Genomic DNA, 18,730 nt, shown 5'->3' with positions numbered 1-18,730 from the left:
GAGGATAATGACCTTGGTTTTTTTGGTATACAATTCTTAGTATTCGCCAACAACGGTTGCTTTAAGCAGGTTGGTATTACCGGAACGTCCAAGCGGAACACCGACAGTAAGAACAACAACATCGCCTTCTTTGACGTAGCCGTTTTCTTCGGCTGCCTCTGTAGCGTGAAGGAGAAGGATCTCCATGCTGTATTCCTCTTTGGTCAGGAGTGGAGTAACACCCCAAACCAGATTCAGCTGACGCCAGATGCGTTCATCCGGAGTGCATGCAATGATTGGGCATCCTGGACGATATTTGGAAACCATACGTGCAGTATTGCCGGAACGGGTAACTGCGATGATGGCTTTGGCATTCAGGTCGATCGCTGTCATGCAGGTAGCATGAGAGATTGCTGTGGTTACGTTTGTAGCGTGCTCCTTGGTGCGGAAACTGAACTGCTGATTAAAGTCAATGTCAGCTTCTGTACGAACTGCGATTTTGACCATAGTCTTGAGTGCTTCTACAGGATATTTACCTGCAGCAGTTTCACCGGAAAGCATGATCGCACTTGTTCCCTGATAGATCGCATTGGCAACGTCTGTGGTCTCTGCACGTGTCGGACGCGGGTTTTTGATCATGGAATCCAGCATCTGAGTAGCTGTGATAACCTGTTTTCCAGCAGTGTATACTTTGGCAATGATATCCTTCTGGATAACCGGAACATCCTCAAGCGGGATCTCAACACCCATGTCACCACGGGCGATCATGATACCGTCAGCAGCTTCGATGATGCTGTCGATGTTGTCAACACCCTGCTGGTTCTCGATCTTGGCGATGATCTTGATGTCCTGTCCACCGTTTTTCTCAAGGATATCACGGATTTCTTTGACATCGGCTGCTGTTCTGGTGAAAGAAGCGGCAATGAAATCATAGCCTTCTTTGATACCAAACAGGATATCGTCGTGATCCTTAGGGCTGATGAATGGCATGTTTACTTCTACACCAGGAAGGTTGACACCTTTCTTATTGCCGAGAACACCACCGTTTACTACTTTACAGACAATGTCCTGACCTTTGATCTTCTTGACTTCAAGTCCGATCAGACCGTCATCGATCAGAATGCTGTTGCCAGGTTTGACATCCTTATATAATTCTTTATAGGTAACGGAAACGATCTTCTCATTTCCCATGATCTCTTCTGCGGTTAAGGTGAATTCCTGACCTTCCTTCAGAGTAACCTTTTCATTTTCAAATTCGCGGATACGAATTTCAGGACCTTTTGTATCGAGAAGCGCAGCTACCGGTTTACCAAGACGTGTACGAATTTCTTTTAATTTATCAATACGGCCTTTCTGTTCGTCGTGTAAACCATGAGAGAAGTTGAAACGTGCTACGTTCAGACCTTCTTTAACAAGTTCTTCCAGAACACCGTCTTTATCAGTAGACGGACCAAGGGTACAGATAATTTTTGTTTTGCGCATAAATTTCCTCCTACTTTTCTTTACCTAAAAAATACACCTTTATTCTAACACATAATTTCTAATGTACAAGTAAAGATTTAGCAAAATAAAACGTTAATTTTATAACATTTTTGCCTCTGAATTATAGAAAAATGCATTAAAAATCGTCGTACCAGGGATTAAAACCTGGTATGACGATTGATGTATTTGGCTTTGTATTTAGAATATACAATTGTCTGATCTTTATACAGTCCATAGTATCCGGAAACGGCATAACTGATGGAGACAGCGATCAGATAATAGGAAACTCCACGGAATCCAAACAGCTCGAATGCGATCAGGATCGAGGTGATCGGGCAGTTGGTAACACCGCAGAAAAGAGCCGTCATGCCTGCGGCTGCACACAAGGATGGAGAAAGCCCGAGAAGTTGTCCCATAAGGCATCCGAAGGTGGCTCCGATGCAGAAAGAAGGGACGATCTCGCCGCCGCGAAAACCAGCACGCATAGTCAGGGCAGTAAGGATTATCTTCCACAAAAAGTCCAGTGGACGAGTCTGATCTTCCTCTACCGCGAGTTCAATAAGGTTGTTTCCGGCACCCATGTAATCAGTCGTATGAAGCAGAAGAGTGATTACAATAATGACTGCACTTGCCGCCACGATGCGGACATATGGATTAGGAAGATACCTGGTATAAAGCCTGCTGACACCCTGAAGAACCATGCAGAAAATGATGCTGACTGCGGCACATGCGACTGCGATGATGACCATTTTGCCGCCTGTTATGACGGACAATTCAGGGATATTTACAACATGAAATGACTCAGGATTGATGCCAAAACCGGCAGCGAATTCCGATGCGATCAGGGATGAGATCACGCAGGGAACAAGTGCTGCATAGTACATAACGCCGACGCTGATAACCTCCATTGCGAATACAGCAGCTGCCATCGGCGTACCAAAAACAGCAGCAAAAGCAGCACTCATGCCGCACATGACCATGACATGACGGTCTTCTTTATCGAGCCGGAACCAGCTTCCAAGCTGATTTCCAATGCTTCCGCCAAGCTGGATCGCAGCACCTTCACGACCTGCAGAACCACCCACAAGGTGGGTAAGGATCGTAGAAACAAAGATCAGTGGAGCAGAGCGAAAAGGCACATCATCCTGAGAGCGGATCGTAGAGAGTACCTGATTCGTACCGCCATCCTCGCGTCCAAATTTCTGATAAAGAAATACGATCATCAGACCGGATACCGGCAGCAGGAAAAAGATCCATGTGTTTTCTGCCCGGTAATTTGTGACAAATTTGAGTGCCCTCGCAAAAAGGCTGCTGATAAAGCCGACGGTCAGGCCGGTCAGTACTGCGAGGACCAGCCATTTGATAAGATTCGTCATATCATAGCGGATGTGTCCGAGATAATAATCCAGATCTTTAGTCTCTTCTGGATTATTTTTGTCCTGTGTGTTGTTCATAAGTTCCCCCCGTAAAGTAAAAAATAATTTATGACATGCAACAAACGGTTCCGAAATAGTATGCGGAACCGTCTGATGTTTGAAATATGATGATTATAAATTTGTAAGATTTTATTCCTGTGTAATTCCGGTTACTTCGTATCCGGCATCTTTGATCGTCTGGCGGATCTTGTCCTCATCAACCTTCTCCGGTGCTGTAAAAACGGTTGTGTTGCTTTCGTGAGAAGATACGACCTCCTCTACACCGAATGCTTTCTTAATTGCTTCATTTACGTGTGCTTCGCAGTGTCCGCACATCATTCCCTCAACATTAACTGTAACTTTTACCATAGTTTTTTGCTCCTTTTCTTTTATATTATAATCATTTTTTACCTCAATGGAAGTAGCTTGTTTGATTTTTTTGTCCTTTTTTGTGTCGTGGATCTTAAACAGGTTCAAACGCAGGGCGTTGGTGACAACGCAGAAGCTGGAAAGGCTCATTGCGGCGGCACCGAACATCGGATTCAGTGTCCATCCGAAGATCGGGATCCATACACCAGCAGCCAGCGGAATGCCGATCACATTGTAGAAAAATGCCCAGAAAAGATTTTCGTGGATATTTTTCAATGTGGCACGGCTGAGACGGACAGCGGCAGGAACATCGCTTAAACGGCTCTTCATCAGAACGACATCAGCTGCGTCGATCGCAATGTCTGTTCCGGCACCGATCGCGATTCCGATATCTGCGCGTGTGAGGGCAGGAGCATCGTTGATACCGTCGCCGACCATGGCAACTTTGCCCTGTTCTTTGAGGGAACGGATCACGCTTTCCTTGCCGTCAGGGAGAACGCCTGCGATGACATCGTCCACGCCTGCCTGGGCACCGATCGCTCTTGCGGTACGCTCATTGTCACCGGTCAGCATGACAACACGGATTCCCATATTCTGGAGTTCTTTGACTGCCTGCGGGCTGTCTTCTTTGATGACGTCAGCGACAGCGATGATGCCGGCCAGCTTGCCATTGCGGGCAAAAAGGAGGGGAGTTTTTCCTTCTTCTGCAAGCTTTTCTGCCTTCTGGGAGAGTGCGGCAGGAACGCTTACCTGGCTGCTGATAAATTTCATGCTTCCACCGATCAGAGTTTCATTATCAAGCACAGCAGAAAGTCCATTTCCCGGAAGAGCGTGGAAATCGGTGACTTCCGGTGCTGTGAGATGAAGGCTTTCGGCGTGGCCAAGGATCGCTTTGGCAAGAGGATGCTCGCTCTTTTTTTCCAGGGCAAATGCCATGGTGAGGAGTTCCTGTTCAGAAATCCCATCTGCCGGGAGCAGATCTGTCACTTCCGGCTGACCACTGGTGATCGTACCGGTTTTGTCCAGGGCAACGATCTGGACTTTGCCTGCTTCTTCAAGAGAAACAGCGGTTTTGAACAGGATACCGTTCTTGGCACCCATTCCGTTGCCGACCATGATCGCTACCGGAGTGGCAAGTCCGAGCGCGCATGGACAACTGATAACGAGAACGGAAATTCCGCGGGCAAGTGCATAGCCGAATTCATGTCCGGTCAGAAGCCAGACAAGTGTGGTGAGAATCGCGATCGTGATGACTGCCGGCACAAAGACACCGGAAACACGGTCTGCGATCTTGGCGATCGGAGCCTTGGTAGCTGCTGCGTCACTCACCATTTTGATGATCTGGGAGAGGGTGGTATCCTCGCCGACGCGGGTTGCTTCGCATTTGATAAATCCAGACTGGTTGACAGTAGCGGCAGAGACAAGATCTCCGGCGGCCTTGTCGACCGGGATACTTTCGCCTGTAAGGGCAGATTCATTGACAGCACTGGTTCCCTCGACGATCACACCGTCAACCGGGATGTTTTCTCCTGGGCGGACCACAAAGATGTCTCCCTTGTGGACCTGCTCGATCGGAACGGTAGTTTCCTGACCGTCGCGGAGAACGACAGCGGTCTTTGGCGCGAGTTTCATGAGGCTCTTGAGAGCGTCAGTGGTTTTTCCCTTGGAACGGGCTTCAAGCATTTTGCCAACAGTGATCAGAGTCAGGATCATTGCCGCGGATTCGAAGTAAAAATCCATCATGTAGTTCATGACAGCGGCAGAATCGCCGTCGACCTGAGCTCTTGTCATGGCGAAGAGTGCGTAGACACTCCATACAAAAGATGCCATGGAACCGAGGGCAACGAGTGTATCCATGTTCGGGGCACGATGCCACAGGCTCTTGAATCCGCTGATGAAAAATTTCTGGTTGATGACCATGATGATTCCGGCAAGCAAAAGCTGCACAAGACCCATTGCGATATGGTTGTCATTAAACCATGCAGGCAGTGGCCAGCCCCACATCATATGTCCCATGGAGAAGTACATCAGCACGAGCAAAAATCCGACGGAAGCGATCAGACGACGCTTGAGGATCGGTGTCTCGTGATCCTCGAGGGCTTCTTCGGCTTCAGATATGGAAACCTGTTCCTTATTGGCTCCCTTGAGGGATGCGCCGTAACCTGCCTGTTCTACGGCATTGATAATATCATGGGCGGAAGCCGTTCCTTCCACACCCATGGAGTTTGTCAGAAGGCTGACAGAGCAGGATGTGACTCCCGGCACTTTGGATACAGCCTTCTCCACACGGGTGCTGCAGGCAGCGCAGCTCATACCGGTGACGTTGTATTGTTCCATTGTGTGCCTCCTCTTATGAAATGCTCAGGCATGTAAAGCCTGCTTTTTTTACTGCTTCGCGAAGGTCGCCGTCAGAAATGGAACGGTCATAGGAAACAGTTGCGATTTCTTTTTTCAGATCAACTTCTGCAACGACTCCGTCGATCTCGTTGAGAGCATTGGTTACAGAATCCACGCAGTGCTGGCAATGCATGCCTTCGATGCGGATCGTCCTGGTTCCAAGAACAGGGCCGTCCAGGAATTTTCTCTTCGGCTTCTTGGAACTTCCACCACCGCCTCCGCAGCAGAGAGAGTCTCCCTTAAAATGTCCTGCAGCTTTGCGCGCTGCAAAGATCATAGCGACAATGACAATAAGTAAAATAATGATATCAGCTGGTTTCATGATTTTTCTTCCTCCTTAAATATTTTGTCTTTGTGTTTGTTGAGTTTCTTTTCTGCGATTTTCACAGTTGCAGTTATTTCATCAGTTTCTGCAGGGTTGCAACCAGCTCGTCGATCGTTTCATCCTTACCGGCACGGATGTCACGTGCCACACAGGTACGGATATGATTCGCAAGAAGCTCTTTATTAAAAGAGTTGACAGCGGCATTGACAGCAGCGGACTGGATCAGGATGTCATTACAATAAGCATCATTCTCCAACATCCCTATGATTCCCCGAATCTGCCCCTCAATACGCTTCAGCCGATTCACCAGCTTCTTCCTCTCCGCCTCCGACCTATCCGTATGCTTCGTACAACAACAGGAACAGACAGGAGTCTTCGTCACATCATTATTATTCTCCATAGACCAACTTCCTTTCTAAAATATACTCAAAATACATATCCAAAATACCCTCAAGGGGTATGTTTACTATGCCTGTAATATATACCCCATGAGGGTATTTGTCAAGAGGAAATAAAAAAAGATGACCTAAATGCAAGAAAGCTACAGACAGATCATCCAAAATAAAAAGAAAAATAGACCAGGATATAACAAAACTACAATTAAGTCATCGGAAATGCAAAGAAAAGTAGACCAGAACAAGGGAAAGCCGCAAGCAAGTCATCGGAAATTCAAGGAAAAGTAGACCAAAACAAGAGAAAGCCGCAAGCGAGTTATCAGAACCACAAAGAAAAATAGACCAGAACATGGGAAAGTCGCAATTAAGTCATCAGAACCACAAAAAAGACCAAACCGCGCTATAGGCAAATCAATTCCCACCAATAGTATGGACCCACACAGCATCACCTTCCCCATAAAACAACCAGGGTCTCCACCAAAGCTCAAAAAAAGCCCAGGGGTGCCTGAGGGGACGGGCCACGTCCCCTCGGTCCTAACCTCGCCCAGGCGAGCACAAGGTTACGGGGCCCGGGGATCAAACCCCGATAACCTTCTGGCTGATGAAGAAAGCCACCCCAGCGGTCAGCGCCTCCGCAATCCAAAACGCATGCCATACCCCCACAGCCCCCAAGATGCGGCTAAGGATAAAAGCCGCAGGAAGAATTATGATCAGATACCGACACAACGAAACGACAAGAGAAGCAGTCCCCCTTCCAAGTCCCTCCAGCGCACCACATGCCGTAACAGACACAGAAGAAACCAGAAATCCCGCACATATAATACGAAGAGCTGTTTTTCCGGCAGCGATCGTCTCTGGATTTGTAGTAAACATTCCCATAAGCTGCCCCGGAACAGTCAGACAGATGATGGTTCCAACAAGCATGATCACACCACTCATACAAAGTGTAACATAGTAGATTTTTTTGACACGTTTATGCTCTCCGGCACCGTAATTATACCCGATCACAGGACGCATTCCCTGTACGATCCCGCTCGCCGGAAGATAGAGAAATGTCTGCAGTTTATAGTAGATTCCAAGGATCACAACATAACTCTGAGAGTAGGCAGCAAGAAGTCCGTTCAATGCAGAAACAAGCACAGATGGAAGCGCAAGATTCAGTGCTCCCGGAATGCCAACAGAGTATAATCTTGCGATCAGAGCTTTGTCCGGATGTAAATATTTCCGGCTTAATCTGACCTGGAGAGGCTGTATTTTGTAGACGATCAAATAGAAAACAAGATTGAATACCTGCCCCAGACCAGTTGCGATCGCAGCACCTTCAATCCCCATTGCAGGGAACGGTCCGATACCAAAGATCAGCAGCGGATCAAGTATAATATTGGAAACACAGCCGACCATAAGCCCGATCATAGTAACCTTCATCTTGCCCACACCCTGGAAGATTTTTTCGTAGGAAAGGTTAGTAGTGTTTATAGTTGCAAACAGAAAAACGATCGTGGAATACCGGATTCCAAGGTCGATAACATCTGCGTCAGAAGTAAAAAGCACCAGAAATCCCGGCATCACAAGGATGCATCCGATTGTCAGAAGAACACCGTGCAGGGCAGATAATGCAAGCCCATGAGTCGCTGCTTTGCTGGCAGTTTCTTTGTTTCCGGCACCAAGACAGATCGCGATCTGAGCACTGATCCCGATCCCAAATCCGATCGCGATCGCATTCGCAAAGTTCTGGATCGGATAGACAAGCGACAGCGCAGTCATCGCATTTTCACTGATCTGTGCCACGAAAAAGCTGTCCACAATGTTGTACAGAGAATTCACAAGCATAGAGATCACCATAGGCAGAGCCATCGACAAAATCAGCGGGAAAACCGGTTTTTCTTTCATAAATGTGTCATTCATAATAAGCCTCCTTTATAAAATTTAAAACATAAAAAACGCCGCACAATCACCCCGAAGGATAATTGTGTGGCGAAAAATGGTTTAGCCAGAAAAATCCACACTATGTTTTGGACGAAAGAATTGTAGCATGAGAACCAGAAAAACGTCAATAGCAGATTTGTTAAATCTCCAGATCATCCGCATTTGCCATATACGTCTGCGTATAAAGCACGACCATATCGCCCTTTGGGACAAGGACCCTGTGATTTCGCTGGATCACGGCGATGATAATACGCTCTGGCATGTTCAGTTCCATGATCCTGTGATTCACCCATTGATCATTTTCGGTGAGGCGGATGCGGATAAAATGCACATCTTCTTCCTGACCATATTCCCCGATCCGTTTAAGTCTCGAATACTGGTCGACAAATCCTGCAGAAATGATACCGGTGGGGATCGCAACCATGCCGACACCAAGAAATGCAATAAAAATACCAAAAATCTTACCGATCGTGGTGACAGGATAAATATCACCATAGCCTACAGTGAGCAGGGTGGAAGCAGCCCACCAGATCCCGGAAAATGCATTCGTAAAAACCTCCGGCTGCGCCCGGTTTCCCAGACTGTATTCATTATGCAAAATTCCTCCCATTACTTGAAAATATTGTACCGGAAACCAGGAAATGCGTCAACGGTACAGACAGTTTCAGACAGAAAAACATTCAAAAACCGTGTAGAATATCACGTTTTTTGTACATAACCGTAAACATATACCAGTCCTTCTTGTGGTACATACTTCAATGTGCTACACTCAAAAAGTGCCAAAAATAATCACAGAAAAAGTGATATTGTTATAAGGAAAAAAGGCACTTAGAGGAGAAAAAATATGAAAACACTGCTGACACTGCAGCTCACGATCTTTATTCTGGTAGCTGTAGGATTTTTAATGAAAAAGATACATATCATCGGTCCGCAGGGGCAGAAGAACATCAATGATCTGGTCATCTATCTGATCCTGCCATGCAACATCCTCCATGCATTTACCCAGAGTGCAACGGATGGAGATTTCAGCAATTATCTGGCGATTCTTTTTATCTCGATCGGTATTCAGGTATTCTGTGTTATCTATGGAAAAGTCATGTTCCGAAAAGAATCCGAAGACCGTCGGAAGTGCCTGCAGTACGGAACTATCTGCTCAAACGCAGGATTTCTTGGAAACCCGATCGCGGAAGGCGTTTACGGAATAGAAGGACTGGTTCTCGCCAGCGTGTACCTGATCCCGCAGAGAATCATGATGTGGTCTTCCGGTCTGGCTGTTTTTTCCGGAAGCAGTGATAAGATGAAAACGGTGAAAAAAGTCGTCACACATCCATGCATTCTGGCATGTGTACTTGGAATGATCCTGATGATCACAGGATTTCCAATCCCGCCAGGACTCGACGGTGCGGTGACTGCTGTCGGAAACTGTAATACGGCAATGTCGATGATGGTCATTGGAATGATCCTTGCAGATATCAATCTCAAAGATTTCTGGGACTGGACAGTTGTGAAATACACAGTTCACAGACTTATTATCATTCCGGCGATCGTTTATATCGTCTGCCGTTTCCTGCCTCTGAGCAAAACGGTCCTGGGACTGTGTGTACTCCTTGCAGCAATGCCGGCAGGTGCAACGACCAGTATCCTCGCAGAAAAATACCAGGTCGATTCTCCATTTGCGACAAAAATGGTCATCTTCTCAACCTTGTTATCCCTTCCGACTATCTGTCTGTGGAGCATTTTTCTCCAGTAAAAACATATTTGTCAAATTTCTGACAAAACATCCCCCCTCCCGGCTTGTAGGAGGGGTGTTTTTTTTATATACTAAAAAAATAACATTTTATACGGAAAAGAGAACAAATCATGAGCGATCTTAAAAACGAAATCCATGACTACTGGACCAACCGGGCCAGAGGTTATTCAGAATATAATCAGCAGGAAATGGCAGATGCCAGACAGACCATGTGGAGGGCGAAACTCCTCGATCTACTGGGAAAACAGTTCCCGGAGCGTGAACCAAAAGAGATTAAAATCCTTGATGTCGGAACCGGCCCGGGATTTTTTGCAATCCTTCTCGCAGAAGCCGGCTATCAGGTGACGGCGATCGACTATACAGAAGAAATGCTCAAGGAAGCACAGCAGAATGCCGGTGGATTAGCGGAGTGTATTGTGTGGAAAACCGGCGACGCACAGGCTCTTGATGTGGAAAACAACAGCTTTGATGCCATTGTAACCAGAAATGTAACATGGAATCTTCCACGCCCGGACCTCGCATATAAAGAATGGCTGCGTGTGCTCAAACCAGGCGGTATGCTTTATAACTTTGATGCAGACTGGTACGGTCATCTTTATAATGAAGAAAAGCGAAACAGCTATGAGAAAGACCGGAAGCAGACAGAAGAACAAAACGTGGAGGACTATTACAGCGAAACTGACATCGAAAAGATGGAAGAGATTGCCCGCCAGGTTCCATTAAGTCGTCTGGAACGTCCGAAGTGGGATATCGAAACTATGCAGAAAACAGGATTTCTTGATGTTTCCTGCGATGAAGCGGTCTGGAAAGAAGTCTGGACAGAAGAAGAGATCATCAATAACAGCACTTCTCCGATCTTCCTCCTGACAGGAAGAAAGAGAGATTCTTTTAATCTCAAAAATATAACAGTGGAGCCGGGTGAGAAGTGGAATGGAGAATTAAAACTTGCAAACGGCGAGATCAAACTTCCGGCGACTGTCCTGCACGGACATGGTACAGGAAAAACCATGCTGATCACAGCAGGTGTTCATGCCGGAGAATATGTCGGGATCCAGGCAGCGATCGAATTGTCCCAGAAACTCAAAATTGAAAAAGTAACAGGCACGATCATCATTGTCAAAGTCATGAACCGACCTGCATTTGAGGCACGTAACGGCAGTATGGGACTGACTGATGACAAAAACCTCAACCGCGAATTTCCGGGAGACCCGCAGGGAACAGAAATGGAGCGCCTTGCATGGGCAGTGTCTCAGGAACTTCAGCCGGTGACAGATTATTACATCGATCTCCACAGTGGAGATGACTATGAGAAATTAACACCGTATGTCTATTATGCAGGAATGGCAGCAGAAGAAGTTGTCGCAGAATCCCGTAAAATGGCAGAACAGGTCGATGTTCCATACATGGTAAAATCCAACGTGGCGTCCGGCGGTTCCTACAACTATGCGGCTTCACAGGGAATTCCGAGTATTCTGATTGAACGTGGCGGAATGGGCGACTGGAATTACGAAGAAGTCCGCTCTACCAGAAGAGATGTCCGCAATATCCTGTGCCATATGGGAATCTATCAGGGAATCAAGGATTTCAGGACATACTATCCGCTGGATGTGGCAGATGTCCGCTATCAGGATGCAGAGGAAAGCGGTCTCTGGTATCCGTTCAAAAAAGTCGGCGACATGATCCAGGAAGGCGATATCCTCGGAGAAGTCCGTGACTATGAGGGAAAAGTCAAAGAAGTCAGCATCGCAGAGTTCGACGGCGTTCTTCTCTATCAGTGCGGCACGCTGCAGGTACTTGGCAATGGACCGATGGTCACCTACGGAAGAATCGTGAGCCGCTACGACGAGCGCAAGGAAAAAATCGTAAAATACTGGGAAAAACGAAGCAACAGTTTTCTGGAGCAGAGAAGACAGGAACTTCACAGCACCATGGCAGAACGCTGGATGAAAGAAATCAATACACAGCTTCCGGAGGGAAAAAATCTCAAGATTCTCGATGTGGGCTGTGGAGCAGGATTTTTCACTATCCTTCTTGCAAAAGCAGGCCATCAGGTGACTGGAATCGACCTGACACCGGATATGATCAAAAACGCCCGCATCCTTGCAGAAGAAGAGGGCGTAAATTGCGAATTTACAGTTATGGATGCAGAGAATCCGGAATTCCCGGATGACACCTTTGATGTGATCATTTCCAGAAATCTGACCTGGACATTGCCGCATGTGCGTCACGCATATCAGGAGTGGCTTCGCGTCCTCAAAAAAGGCGGTGTACTGCTCAATTTTGATGCAAACTACGGAATCACAGACTTCTCAAATGTGGAAGACCTTCCGGAAAATCATGCACATAACACACTCGGAAATGACATGATGCGCGAGTGCGAGGAGATCAAACGTCAGCTTCCGATCAGTTCCTACAGCCGTCCGGCGTGGGATCTGGAAACCCTGGGATCTATGGATCTTAAAGATTTCCGGGTAGACTTAGGAATCAGCAGCAGGATCTATCTTGAAAAAGACGAATTTTATAATCCGACTCCGCTGTTTATGCTGCGGACAGTTAAATAATGGGCAGGCAGCTACACAGACTATAAGAATATGCGGAGAATCATATGGATTTAAAACAATTACAATATTTTGTGGCATGTGCCCAGGCAGGGTCTTTCAGTGATGCGGCGAAGATCCTCTATTCGACACAGCCCAGTGTGAGCAAGGTGATCAAGGCACTGGAAGACACTCTTGGAATGCAGCTTTTTGAGCGCCTTCCGAGAGGAATCCGACTGACAGTGCAGGGACAGAAAGTCTATCACTATGCATGTAAGATCACAAATGAGATGAATGTTCTGGAGAATATGGCTTTGGGAGGCATGACAAAATGGATTCGTATTTCGCTGAATCCAAGTTCCTGGTTTGCCAATCAGTTTGTAGATTTTTATAATGAAACCTATGAAAAAAACTATCACTTTCAGATCACAACAGCAGGCGTACGGAGTGTTATGGAACGTGTCCGTGACTACATGGATGACATTGGATTTGTTTATATCCTGAGTCAGCAAAAGGAGAACTTCCTGCACGAGCTGACCAAAAATAAACTACAGTTTTTTACAATGTATGAAACAGATGTAGTCCTTTATTCAGGGCGGAAGACAGAAATTTATGCTTCCAGAAAGGATAAAGCAGAGCTTGCAGATCTGGAAGGAATCCGTTTTATCCAGAATTATCAGGATGAATTTTTTGATATCGGAGCTGCACGGGAAGATGCATTCCAGTGGAAAGATCTTGATATTTCTGTGCTGACCAACAGTGACTACATTATGGAAAAAATGCTCAGGAACAGCCGGGTTGCAAATGTAAGCGGCAGTTATCTTTCCGAGAACAAAACAGGTACTACGCCGGGAATCCCGCTGAATATGGGTGACAGTAAGGTTATTTTTGGCTATATGCTCCACAAAGGCGAAAAAATTGATGAAAGTATGCAGGAATTTCTCGACTTTCTGGTAAGCAGACTTCCCAAAAGTTAATTCCGACTCATTCCAGAACAGCCGAAAGGTATTCGAACTACGAATAGCACATAACCCTCCCACGGGGTTGTGTGCTTTTTTGACATCTGATAGACTTTATCTGACGAATTACTATGCGGATATTTTGTCTGATGATTTACAGACACAAAAGGAGAATTCATGATTAAATACATTTTTAAAAGACTTCTTCAGCTGATCCCGATTCTAATTGGGATCACTTTTTTGTCTTTTGCCATGATGCGTTTGGCGGGCGGTGATGCGGTAACGTATATGTATGAGAATGCCGGTTCAGCAGTTTCACAGGAAGTCATTGATGAGACGCGGAAGGAATATGGTCTGGATCAGCCATTTCTTATTCAGTATGCGAAATGGTTTGCAGGAATGGCAACCGGAGACATGGGCAAGAGCTACGTATCCAAACGAGATGTTTATGAAACATTTGTAGAAAAACTTCCGGCAACGATCATGCTGACCGTATCTTCTATATTGCTGACAATGCTGATCGCAATTCCACTCGGAATTCTCTCAGCAGTAAAACATAATAAATGGAGCGATTACCTGATACGCTTCTTAAGTTTTATCGGGAATTCCATGCCGAACTTTTTTGCAGCACTGGTGCTGATGTACTTTTTCTCCATCAGACTGGGATGGTTTCCGGTCATTACCAGTGACAATATAGCATTAAGCCTTGTCCTGCCAACTCTGACCCTTGCGATATCTATGGCATCCAAGTATACCAGACAGGTAAGGGCAACGATCCTTGAAGAACTGAATAAGGACTATGTAGCCGGAGCAAGGGCAAGAGGGGTGAGAGGCAGTGTGATCATCTGGAAGAATGTGATGAAATCTTCCATGCTGACGATCATTACTCTGCTGGCTTTATCAATAGGAAGTCTTCTGGGAGGAACTACGATCGTTGAGACTATTTTTATGTGGGATGGTGTTGGCAAAATGGCAGTAGATGCCATTACCATGAGAGATTACCCGATCATTCAGGCATATGTAGCCTGGATGGCAATCATTTATGTGGTTGTAAACCTGATCACGGATATCATTTATCACTATCTGGATCCTCGAGTAAGATTAGGAGGTGACAGAGCATGACGCAGAAAAAGAAACAGATATCTGTCCGAAAACAGAAAATAAAGAAAAATCATATCAGAGAAAAGCTGATCTTTTTTACTATACTGGCGATGGTTTTACTTGTTGTCGCAGCCTTTGCACGGAAGCTCTGTCCGTATGATCCGGATGTACAGGATCTTCTGCTGGCACAGAAACCGCCAAGTGCAGAACATATACTGGGTACAGACCGCTACGGAAGAGACATGTTTTCGCGTGTACTGGTAGGAAGTACGACCAGTATTTATGCGACACTGCTTCTGGTGGCGATCGTCACGATACTTGGAACGGTGATCGGCATCATCTGCGGGTGGTGTGGAGGAATCGTAGATACTGTGCTGATGCGTATATCAGATCTGTTTCTTGCGTTCCCAAGCCTTGTTTTTGCCCTCGCAGTAGCTGGTGTACTTGGCGGTGGCATCCAGAATGCAATCATAGCACTGGCCGTCATCGGATGGCCGAAGTTTGCCAGACTTGCCAGAGGACTGACTCTTGCACAGAAAGATTCACCATATCTGATGGCGGTGAGACTTTCGGGAAGCAGCACACTGAAAATTATGTTTAAACATATTTTACCGAATATTGCAGGTCCGATACTGGTTACCGCTGTTCTTGATATCGGAACTATGATGATGGAACTTGCAGGACTGTCCTTCCTCGGACTTGGCGTACAGCCTCCGATGGCAGAGTGGGGAAGCATGATTAATGATGGAAGGAGTATGCTTCAGATCTCACCATGGATGGTACTTGCACCGGGACTTGCCATATTTATAACCGTTATGATCTTTAATCTTCTCGGGGATACACTCAGAGATTTTATGGATCCAAAAGAAAGAGCAAAGAAATAAGAGAATAAAGAAAGGAAACAACGATTATGAAGAAGAAATTACTTGCAGCAATTCTGACAGGAGCAATGCTTGTAGCAGGAATGTCTACAACCGTATGGGCTGACGGTGAAAAGGCTTTTGTTTATGGAACAACCGGATACAGCGAGGAAATGGGAGATGCGGGATTAAACCCACATGACAACTATTCAGGCTGGAGTGCACTTCGTTATGGCGTTGGCGAAACTCTGTTCAAATATAATGACAACATGGAAGTAGAGCCATGGCTTGCAACTGATTATGAATTTGTGGATGATACAACTGTAAAGATCACACTTCGTGACGGAGTACAGTTTTCCAGTGGACGTACCATGGATGCGGAAGCAGTCAAGGAATGTCTGGAAGATCTGATCGCAGTTCATGACCGTGCACCTTATGACCTCAAGATCGATTATATTGATGCAGATGGTCTGACACTTACTATTTATACCACAGAACCATGTCCAGCGATCATTAATTATCTTGGTGATCCATATGGTGCGATCATTGACATGGATTATGGAATCCAGGGAGAAGGCGGATCTGCCAATGTGGCCGGAACTGGCCCATATATTGCAGAGAACGTCACTCCAACCCAGATCGATCTGGTAAAAAACGATAACTACTGGGGCGGTGAAGTGAAAGTAGATAAAGTTACAGTCAAATCTTTTGCAGACGGAAGTGCACTGACCGCAGCCCTGCAGACAGGTGATATTCAGGGTACTTATGGACTCCAGTATGACAACTATGCATTATTTGAAAATAATTCAGATTACATGATTAATTCCTGTGCGACCAGCCGATGCTTCTTTGGTCAGTTCAATATGGATTCAGAGATCATGAAAGACCAGAACGTGCGTAAAGCTGTTGAGATGGGAATCGACAAAGACGGATTCTGCTCTGTCATCATGGAAGGACGTGGAGTTCCGGCAAAGACAGCTTTCCCAAGCGGCTTTTCTTATGGAAATGATGCAGTAGAAACGGTTTCCTATGACCCGGAAGGCGCTAAGAAACTTCTCGAAGAATCAGGATGGACAGATACTGATGGTGATGGATATGTAGATAAAGATGGACAGAAACTCAGCATTAACTGGCTGACTTACCCAACCCGCCTGGAACAGCCGAAACTTGCAGAGTATGCACAGGCTACGCTGAAAGATATCGGAATTGATGTGGTTGTAAATAATACTTCGGATCATATGACAATTGCCAAGAGTGGAGATTTTGATGTATATGTAAGTTCTACAACCACAGCACCGACCGGAGATCCGGAATACTTCTTTACCAGTACAGTTACAGGTGCCAAGAACTATGGAAACTATCAGAATGAAGAAGTAACAAAACTGACAGATCAGCTTCATCAGAGCTTTGATAAGGATGAAAGAGCCAAACTTGCAGTAGAACTTCAGCAGGATATTCTGGATGACGATGCATTCTTCTTTGTATCTCATCTGAATATGGGAATCGTAACCAAGTCAAATGTTACAGGAATGGCAGCACATCCATGCGATTACTATGAGATCACTGCTGACCTGGATGTAGAATAAAATTATTGCTTCTGCTTGCAGCAGCAATTTTTGAGGAGAAAATAAATTATGGATTCTTTGCTTCGTGTAGAGCATGTGACAATTTCTTATAATGGAAAACCAACGGTTGAGGATGTCAGCTTTGAATTAAAGCAGGGCGAAATCCTTGGAATCGTGGGCGAGTCCGGAAGCGGCAAAAGTACGATCATCAAGGCAATCATGGGGATTCTGGGAGAAGAAGGTCTGGTTACAAGAGGTGATATCTGGTACAAAGGTGAGAACCTTACAGACATGAGTGAAAAAAAACTCCGTAAGCTTCTGGGAACAGAGATCGGAATGGTATTTCAGGACTGTAAAACTGCATTGTGTCCCGTTCGGACAATTGGAGCACAGATACATGAGGCAGTATCCGAACATGAGAAAGTCAGCAAAAAGGAAATCCGGGAACGTGCCGGAGAGATCATGAAGAAGATAGGTCTGGATGACAGTGACCGTGTGCTGGACAGTTATCCGTTTGAACTCTCCGGTGGAATGAACCAGAGAGTGGGGATCTGTACAGCCATGATCATGCATCCGAATCTGCTTCTGGCAGATGAACCGACCAGTGCTCTGGATGTGACCGTTCAGAAACAGGTAGTAGAGGAACTTCTGCTTATGCGTAAAGAATACAATACCGCGATGATTCTTGTAACACATAATATCGGTGTTGTAAGGCTGATGGCAGACAGAATACTGGTACTTCAGAATGGACAGGCAAGGGAGTATGGAGAAACTGAGACTGTTCTGGATCATCCGAAAGATCCGTATACAAAGAAACTGATGAGTTCCGTGCTTCATCTGAAACGGAACAGAAATCAGGAGGTACAGTAAAATGACAGACATTATCCTGAAAGCAGACCATCTCAAAAAAGTATTTATATCAGGGAAAAAATCCATGACCGCTGTGGATGATGTAAGCTTTGAACTGGAACGTGGAGAATGCCTTGGAATTGTAGGAGAGTCCGGATCTGGCAAAAGTACGATTGCCAAGATGATCACACATCTGGAAAGTATCACAGAGGGACAGGTCTTTCTTAAGGGAAAGGACATCACTCATGCCAGAGGCAAAGATTTGAGAGAAACATATCAGAATATCCAGATGGTTTTTCAGATGCCGATGGAATCTTTTGACCCAAGATGCACTTTAGGCGACGGAATTGGGGAAAGTCTCCGGAATATGGGGATAAATCGTGCAGAAACACGGAAACGTGTGGAAAACCTTCTTGAAAGATGCGGTCTTTCTAAAGAATATGCTGACCGTTATCCTCACCAGGTCAGCGGGGGGCAGTGCCAGAGAGCGGCGATTGCCAGAGCTCTCGCAGTAGATCCGGAAATCCTGATCTGCGATGAAGCAACCAGTGCATTGGATGTAACCGTGCAGAAACAGATTCTGGAACTTCTGATCGAACTGAAAGAGAAGGAGAATCTGTCGTTTATCCTGATCTGTCACGATCTTGCACTGGTGCAGGCATTCTGTGACAAAGTGCTGGTGCTCTATCATGGAAAGACAGTAGAATACGGAACCCCAGATGATATCATCAATCATCCGAAGATGGACTATACAAAAAACTTAATAGATTCAGTTTTATAAAATTAACAGCATAATAATCAACGACAATAACCGGAGGGCA

15 protein-coding genes are annotated in these 18,730 nt (G+C 45.9%); 8 read left to right on the top strand and 7 right to left on the bottom strand.

What is annotated here, in order from left to right:
- Positions 1-36 precede the first annotated feature (36 nt).
- The 7 genes from pyk to DWX28_RS07735 all read right to left on the bottom strand — a co-directional run bounded on the left by pyk (position 37) and on the right by DWX28_RS07735 (position 8,886).
- Positions 37-1,461, bottom strand: a complete 1,425-nt coding sequence (pyk, locus tag DWX28_RS07765; RefSeq protein ID WP_118252350.1) for a pyruvate kinase — start codon at positions 1,459-1,461, stop codon at positions 37-39.
- 158 nt (positions 1,462-1,619) lie between these two features.
- Positions 1,620-2,915, bottom strand: coding sequence for a chloride channel protein (locus tag DWX28_RS07760; RefSeq protein ID WP_118252349.1), 1,296 nt, complete (start codon positions 2,913-2,915; stop codon positions 1,620-1,622).
- Between the two features lie 111 nt (positions 2,916-3,026).
- Entirely contained in the window at positions 3,027-5,582 is a 2,556-nt protein-coding gene (locus DWX28_RS07755) for a heavy metal translocating P-type ATPase (RefSeq protein WP_118252348.1), read from the bottom strand.
- A gap of 13 nt (positions 5,583-5,595) precedes the next feature.
- On the bottom strand, positions 5,596-5,964 hold the full coding sequence (locus tag DWX28_RS07750; protein ID WP_118252347.1) for a heavy-metal-associated domain-containing protein: 369 nt from the start codon (positions 5,962-5,964) through the stop codon (positions 5,596-5,598).
- Positions 5,965-6,037: 73 nt separating this feature from the next.
- A complete protein-coding gene (locus DWX28_RS07745; protein WP_022215511.1) occupies positions 6,038-6,367 on the bottom strand; it encodes a metal-sensing transcriptional repressor in 330 nt (109 codons plus the stop codon).
- Positions 6,368-6,938: 571 nt separating this feature from the next.
- On the bottom strand, positions 6,939-8,267 hold the full coding sequence (locus DWX28_RS07740; RefSeq protein ID WP_118252346.1) for an MATE family efflux transporter: 1,329 nt from the start codon (positions 8,265-8,267) through the stop codon (positions 6,939-6,941).
- Positions 8,268-8,427: 160 nt separating this feature from the next.
- Positions 8,428-8,886: a potassium channel family protein gene (locus DWX28_RS07735; protein WP_243002377.1), complete on the bottom strand. Its 459-nt coding sequence runs from the start codon at positions 8,884-8,886 to the stop codon at positions 8,428-8,430.
- 246 nt (positions 8,887-9,132) lie between these two features.
- On the opposite strand from DWX28_RS07735, the gene DWX28_RS07730 reads away from it, so the two are divergent.
- The 8 genes from DWX28_RS07730 to DWX28_RS07695 all read left to right on the top strand — a co-directional run bounded on the left by DWX28_RS07730 (position 9,133) and on the right by DWX28_RS07695 (position 18,690).
- On the top strand, positions 9,133-10,038 hold the full coding sequence (locus DWX28_RS07730; RefSeq protein WP_118252344.1) for an AEC family transporter: 906 nt from the start codon (positions 9,133-9,135) through the stop codon (positions 10,036-10,038).
- Positions 10,039-10,148: 110 nt separating this feature from the next.
- A complete protein-coding gene (locus DWX28_RS07725) occupies positions 10,149-12,599 on the top strand; it encodes a methyltransferase domain-containing protein (RefSeq protein ID WP_118252343.1) in 2,451 nt (816 codons plus the stop codon).
- A 44-nt stretch (positions 12,600-12,643) separates the two neighbouring features.
- On the top strand, positions 12,644-13,552 hold the full coding sequence (locus DWX28_RS07720) for a LysR family transcriptional regulator (RefSeq protein ID WP_022215506.1): 909 nt from the start codon (positions 12,644-12,646) through the stop codon (positions 13,550-13,552).
- Between the two features lie 159 nt (positions 13,553-13,711).
- Positions 13,712-14,656: a nickel ABC transporter permease gene (gene nikB / locus DWX28_RS07715; RefSeq protein ID WP_118252342.1), complete on the top strand. Its 945-nt coding sequence runs from the start codon at positions 13,712-13,714 to the stop codon at positions 14,654-14,656.
- On the top strand, positions 14,653-15,519 hold the full coding sequence (nikC, locus tag DWX28_RS07710) for a nickel transporter permease (protein ID WP_118252341.1): 867 nt from the start codon (positions 14,653-14,655) through the stop codon (positions 15,517-15,519). Before nikB ends, nikC begins: the two co-directional genes overlap by 4 nt.
- Before the next feature lie 26 nt (positions 15,520-15,545).
- Positions 15,546-17,081: an ABC transporter substrate-binding protein gene (locus DWX28_RS07705; RefSeq protein WP_118252340.1), complete on the top strand. Its 1,536-nt coding sequence runs from the start codon at positions 15,546-15,548 to the stop codon at positions 17,079-17,081.
- Positions 17,082-17,129: 48 nt separating this feature from the next.
- Entirely contained in the window at positions 17,130-17,930 is an 801-nt protein-coding gene (locus DWX28_RS07700; protein WP_118252339.1) for an ABC transporter ATP-binding protein, read from the top strand.
- 1 nt (position 17,931) lies between these two features.
- A complete protein-coding gene (locus tag DWX28_RS07695) occupies positions 17,932-18,690 on the top strand; it encodes an ABC transporter ATP-binding protein (RefSeq protein ID WP_118252338.1) in 759 nt (252 codons plus the stop codon).
- Positions 18,691-18,730: the final 40 nt, after the last annotated feature.

The sequence above is a fragment of the Blautia sp. AF19-10LB genome (assembly GCF_003461245.1).
Classification (GTDB): domain Bacteria; phylum Bacillota; class Clostridia; order Lachnospirales; family Lachnospiraceae; genus Blautia_A; species Blautia_A intestinihominis.
Note: the sequence above shows the minus strand (reverse complement) of the source record. Positions and strands in the feature narration are given on the sequence as shown.

Excerpts from the sequence above, each read along its gene's own strand:
- pyk (WP_118252350.1), bottom strand. The coding sequence starts at position 1,461 with ATGCGCAAAACAAAAATTATCTGTACCCTTGGTCCGTCTACTGATAAA.
- DWX28_RS07760 (WP_118252349.1), bottom strand. The coding sequence starts at position 2,915 with ATGAACAACACACAGGACAAAAATAATCCAGAAGAGACTAAAGATCTG.
- DWX28_RS07755 (WP_118252348.1), bottom strand. The coding sequence starts at position 5,582 with ATGGAACAATACAACGTCACCGGTATGAGCTGCGCTGCCTGCAGCACC.
- DWX28_RS07750 (WP_118252347.1), bottom strand. The coding sequence starts at position 5,964 with ATGAAACCAGCTGATATCATTATTTTACTTATTGTCATTGTCGCTATG.
- DWX28_RS07745 (WP_022215511.1), bottom strand. The coding sequence starts at position 6,367 with ATGGAGAATAATAATGATGTGACGAAGACTCCTGTCTGTTCCTGTTGT.
- DWX28_RS07740 (WP_118252346.1), bottom strand. The coding sequence starts at position 8,267 with ATGAATGACACATTTATGAAAGAAAAACCGGTTTTCCCGCTGATTTTG.
- DWX28_RS07730 (WP_118252344.1), top strand. The coding sequence starts at position 9,133 with ATGAAAACACTGCTGACACTGCAGCTCACGATCTTTATTCTGGTAGCT.
- DWX28_RS07725 (WP_118252343.1), top strand. The coding sequence starts at position 10,149 with ATGAGCGATCTTAAAAACGAAATCCATGACTACTGGACCAACCGGGCC.
- DWX28_RS07720 (WP_022215506.1), top strand. The coding sequence starts at position 12,644 with ATGGATTTAAAACAATTACAATATTTTGTGGCATGTGCCCAGGCAGGG.
- nikB (WP_118252342.1), top strand. The coding sequence starts at position 13,712 with ATGATTAAATACATTTTTAAAAGACTTCTTCAGCTGATCCCGATTCTA.
- nikC (WP_118252341.1), top strand. The coding sequence starts at position 14,653 with ATGACGCAGAAAAAGAAACAGATATCTGTCCGAAAACAGAAAATAAAG.
- DWX28_RS07705 (WP_118252340.1), top strand. The coding sequence starts at position 15,546 with ATGAAGAAGAAATTACTTGCAGCAATTCTGACAGGAGCAATGCTTGTA.
- DWX28_RS07700 (WP_118252339.1), top strand. The coding sequence starts at position 17,130 with ATGGATTCTTTGCTTCGTGTAGAGCATGTGACAATTTCTTATAATGGA.
- DWX28_RS07695 (WP_118252338.1), top strand. The coding sequence starts at position 17,932 with ATGACAGACATTATCCTGAAAGCAGACCATCTCAAAAAAGTATTTATA.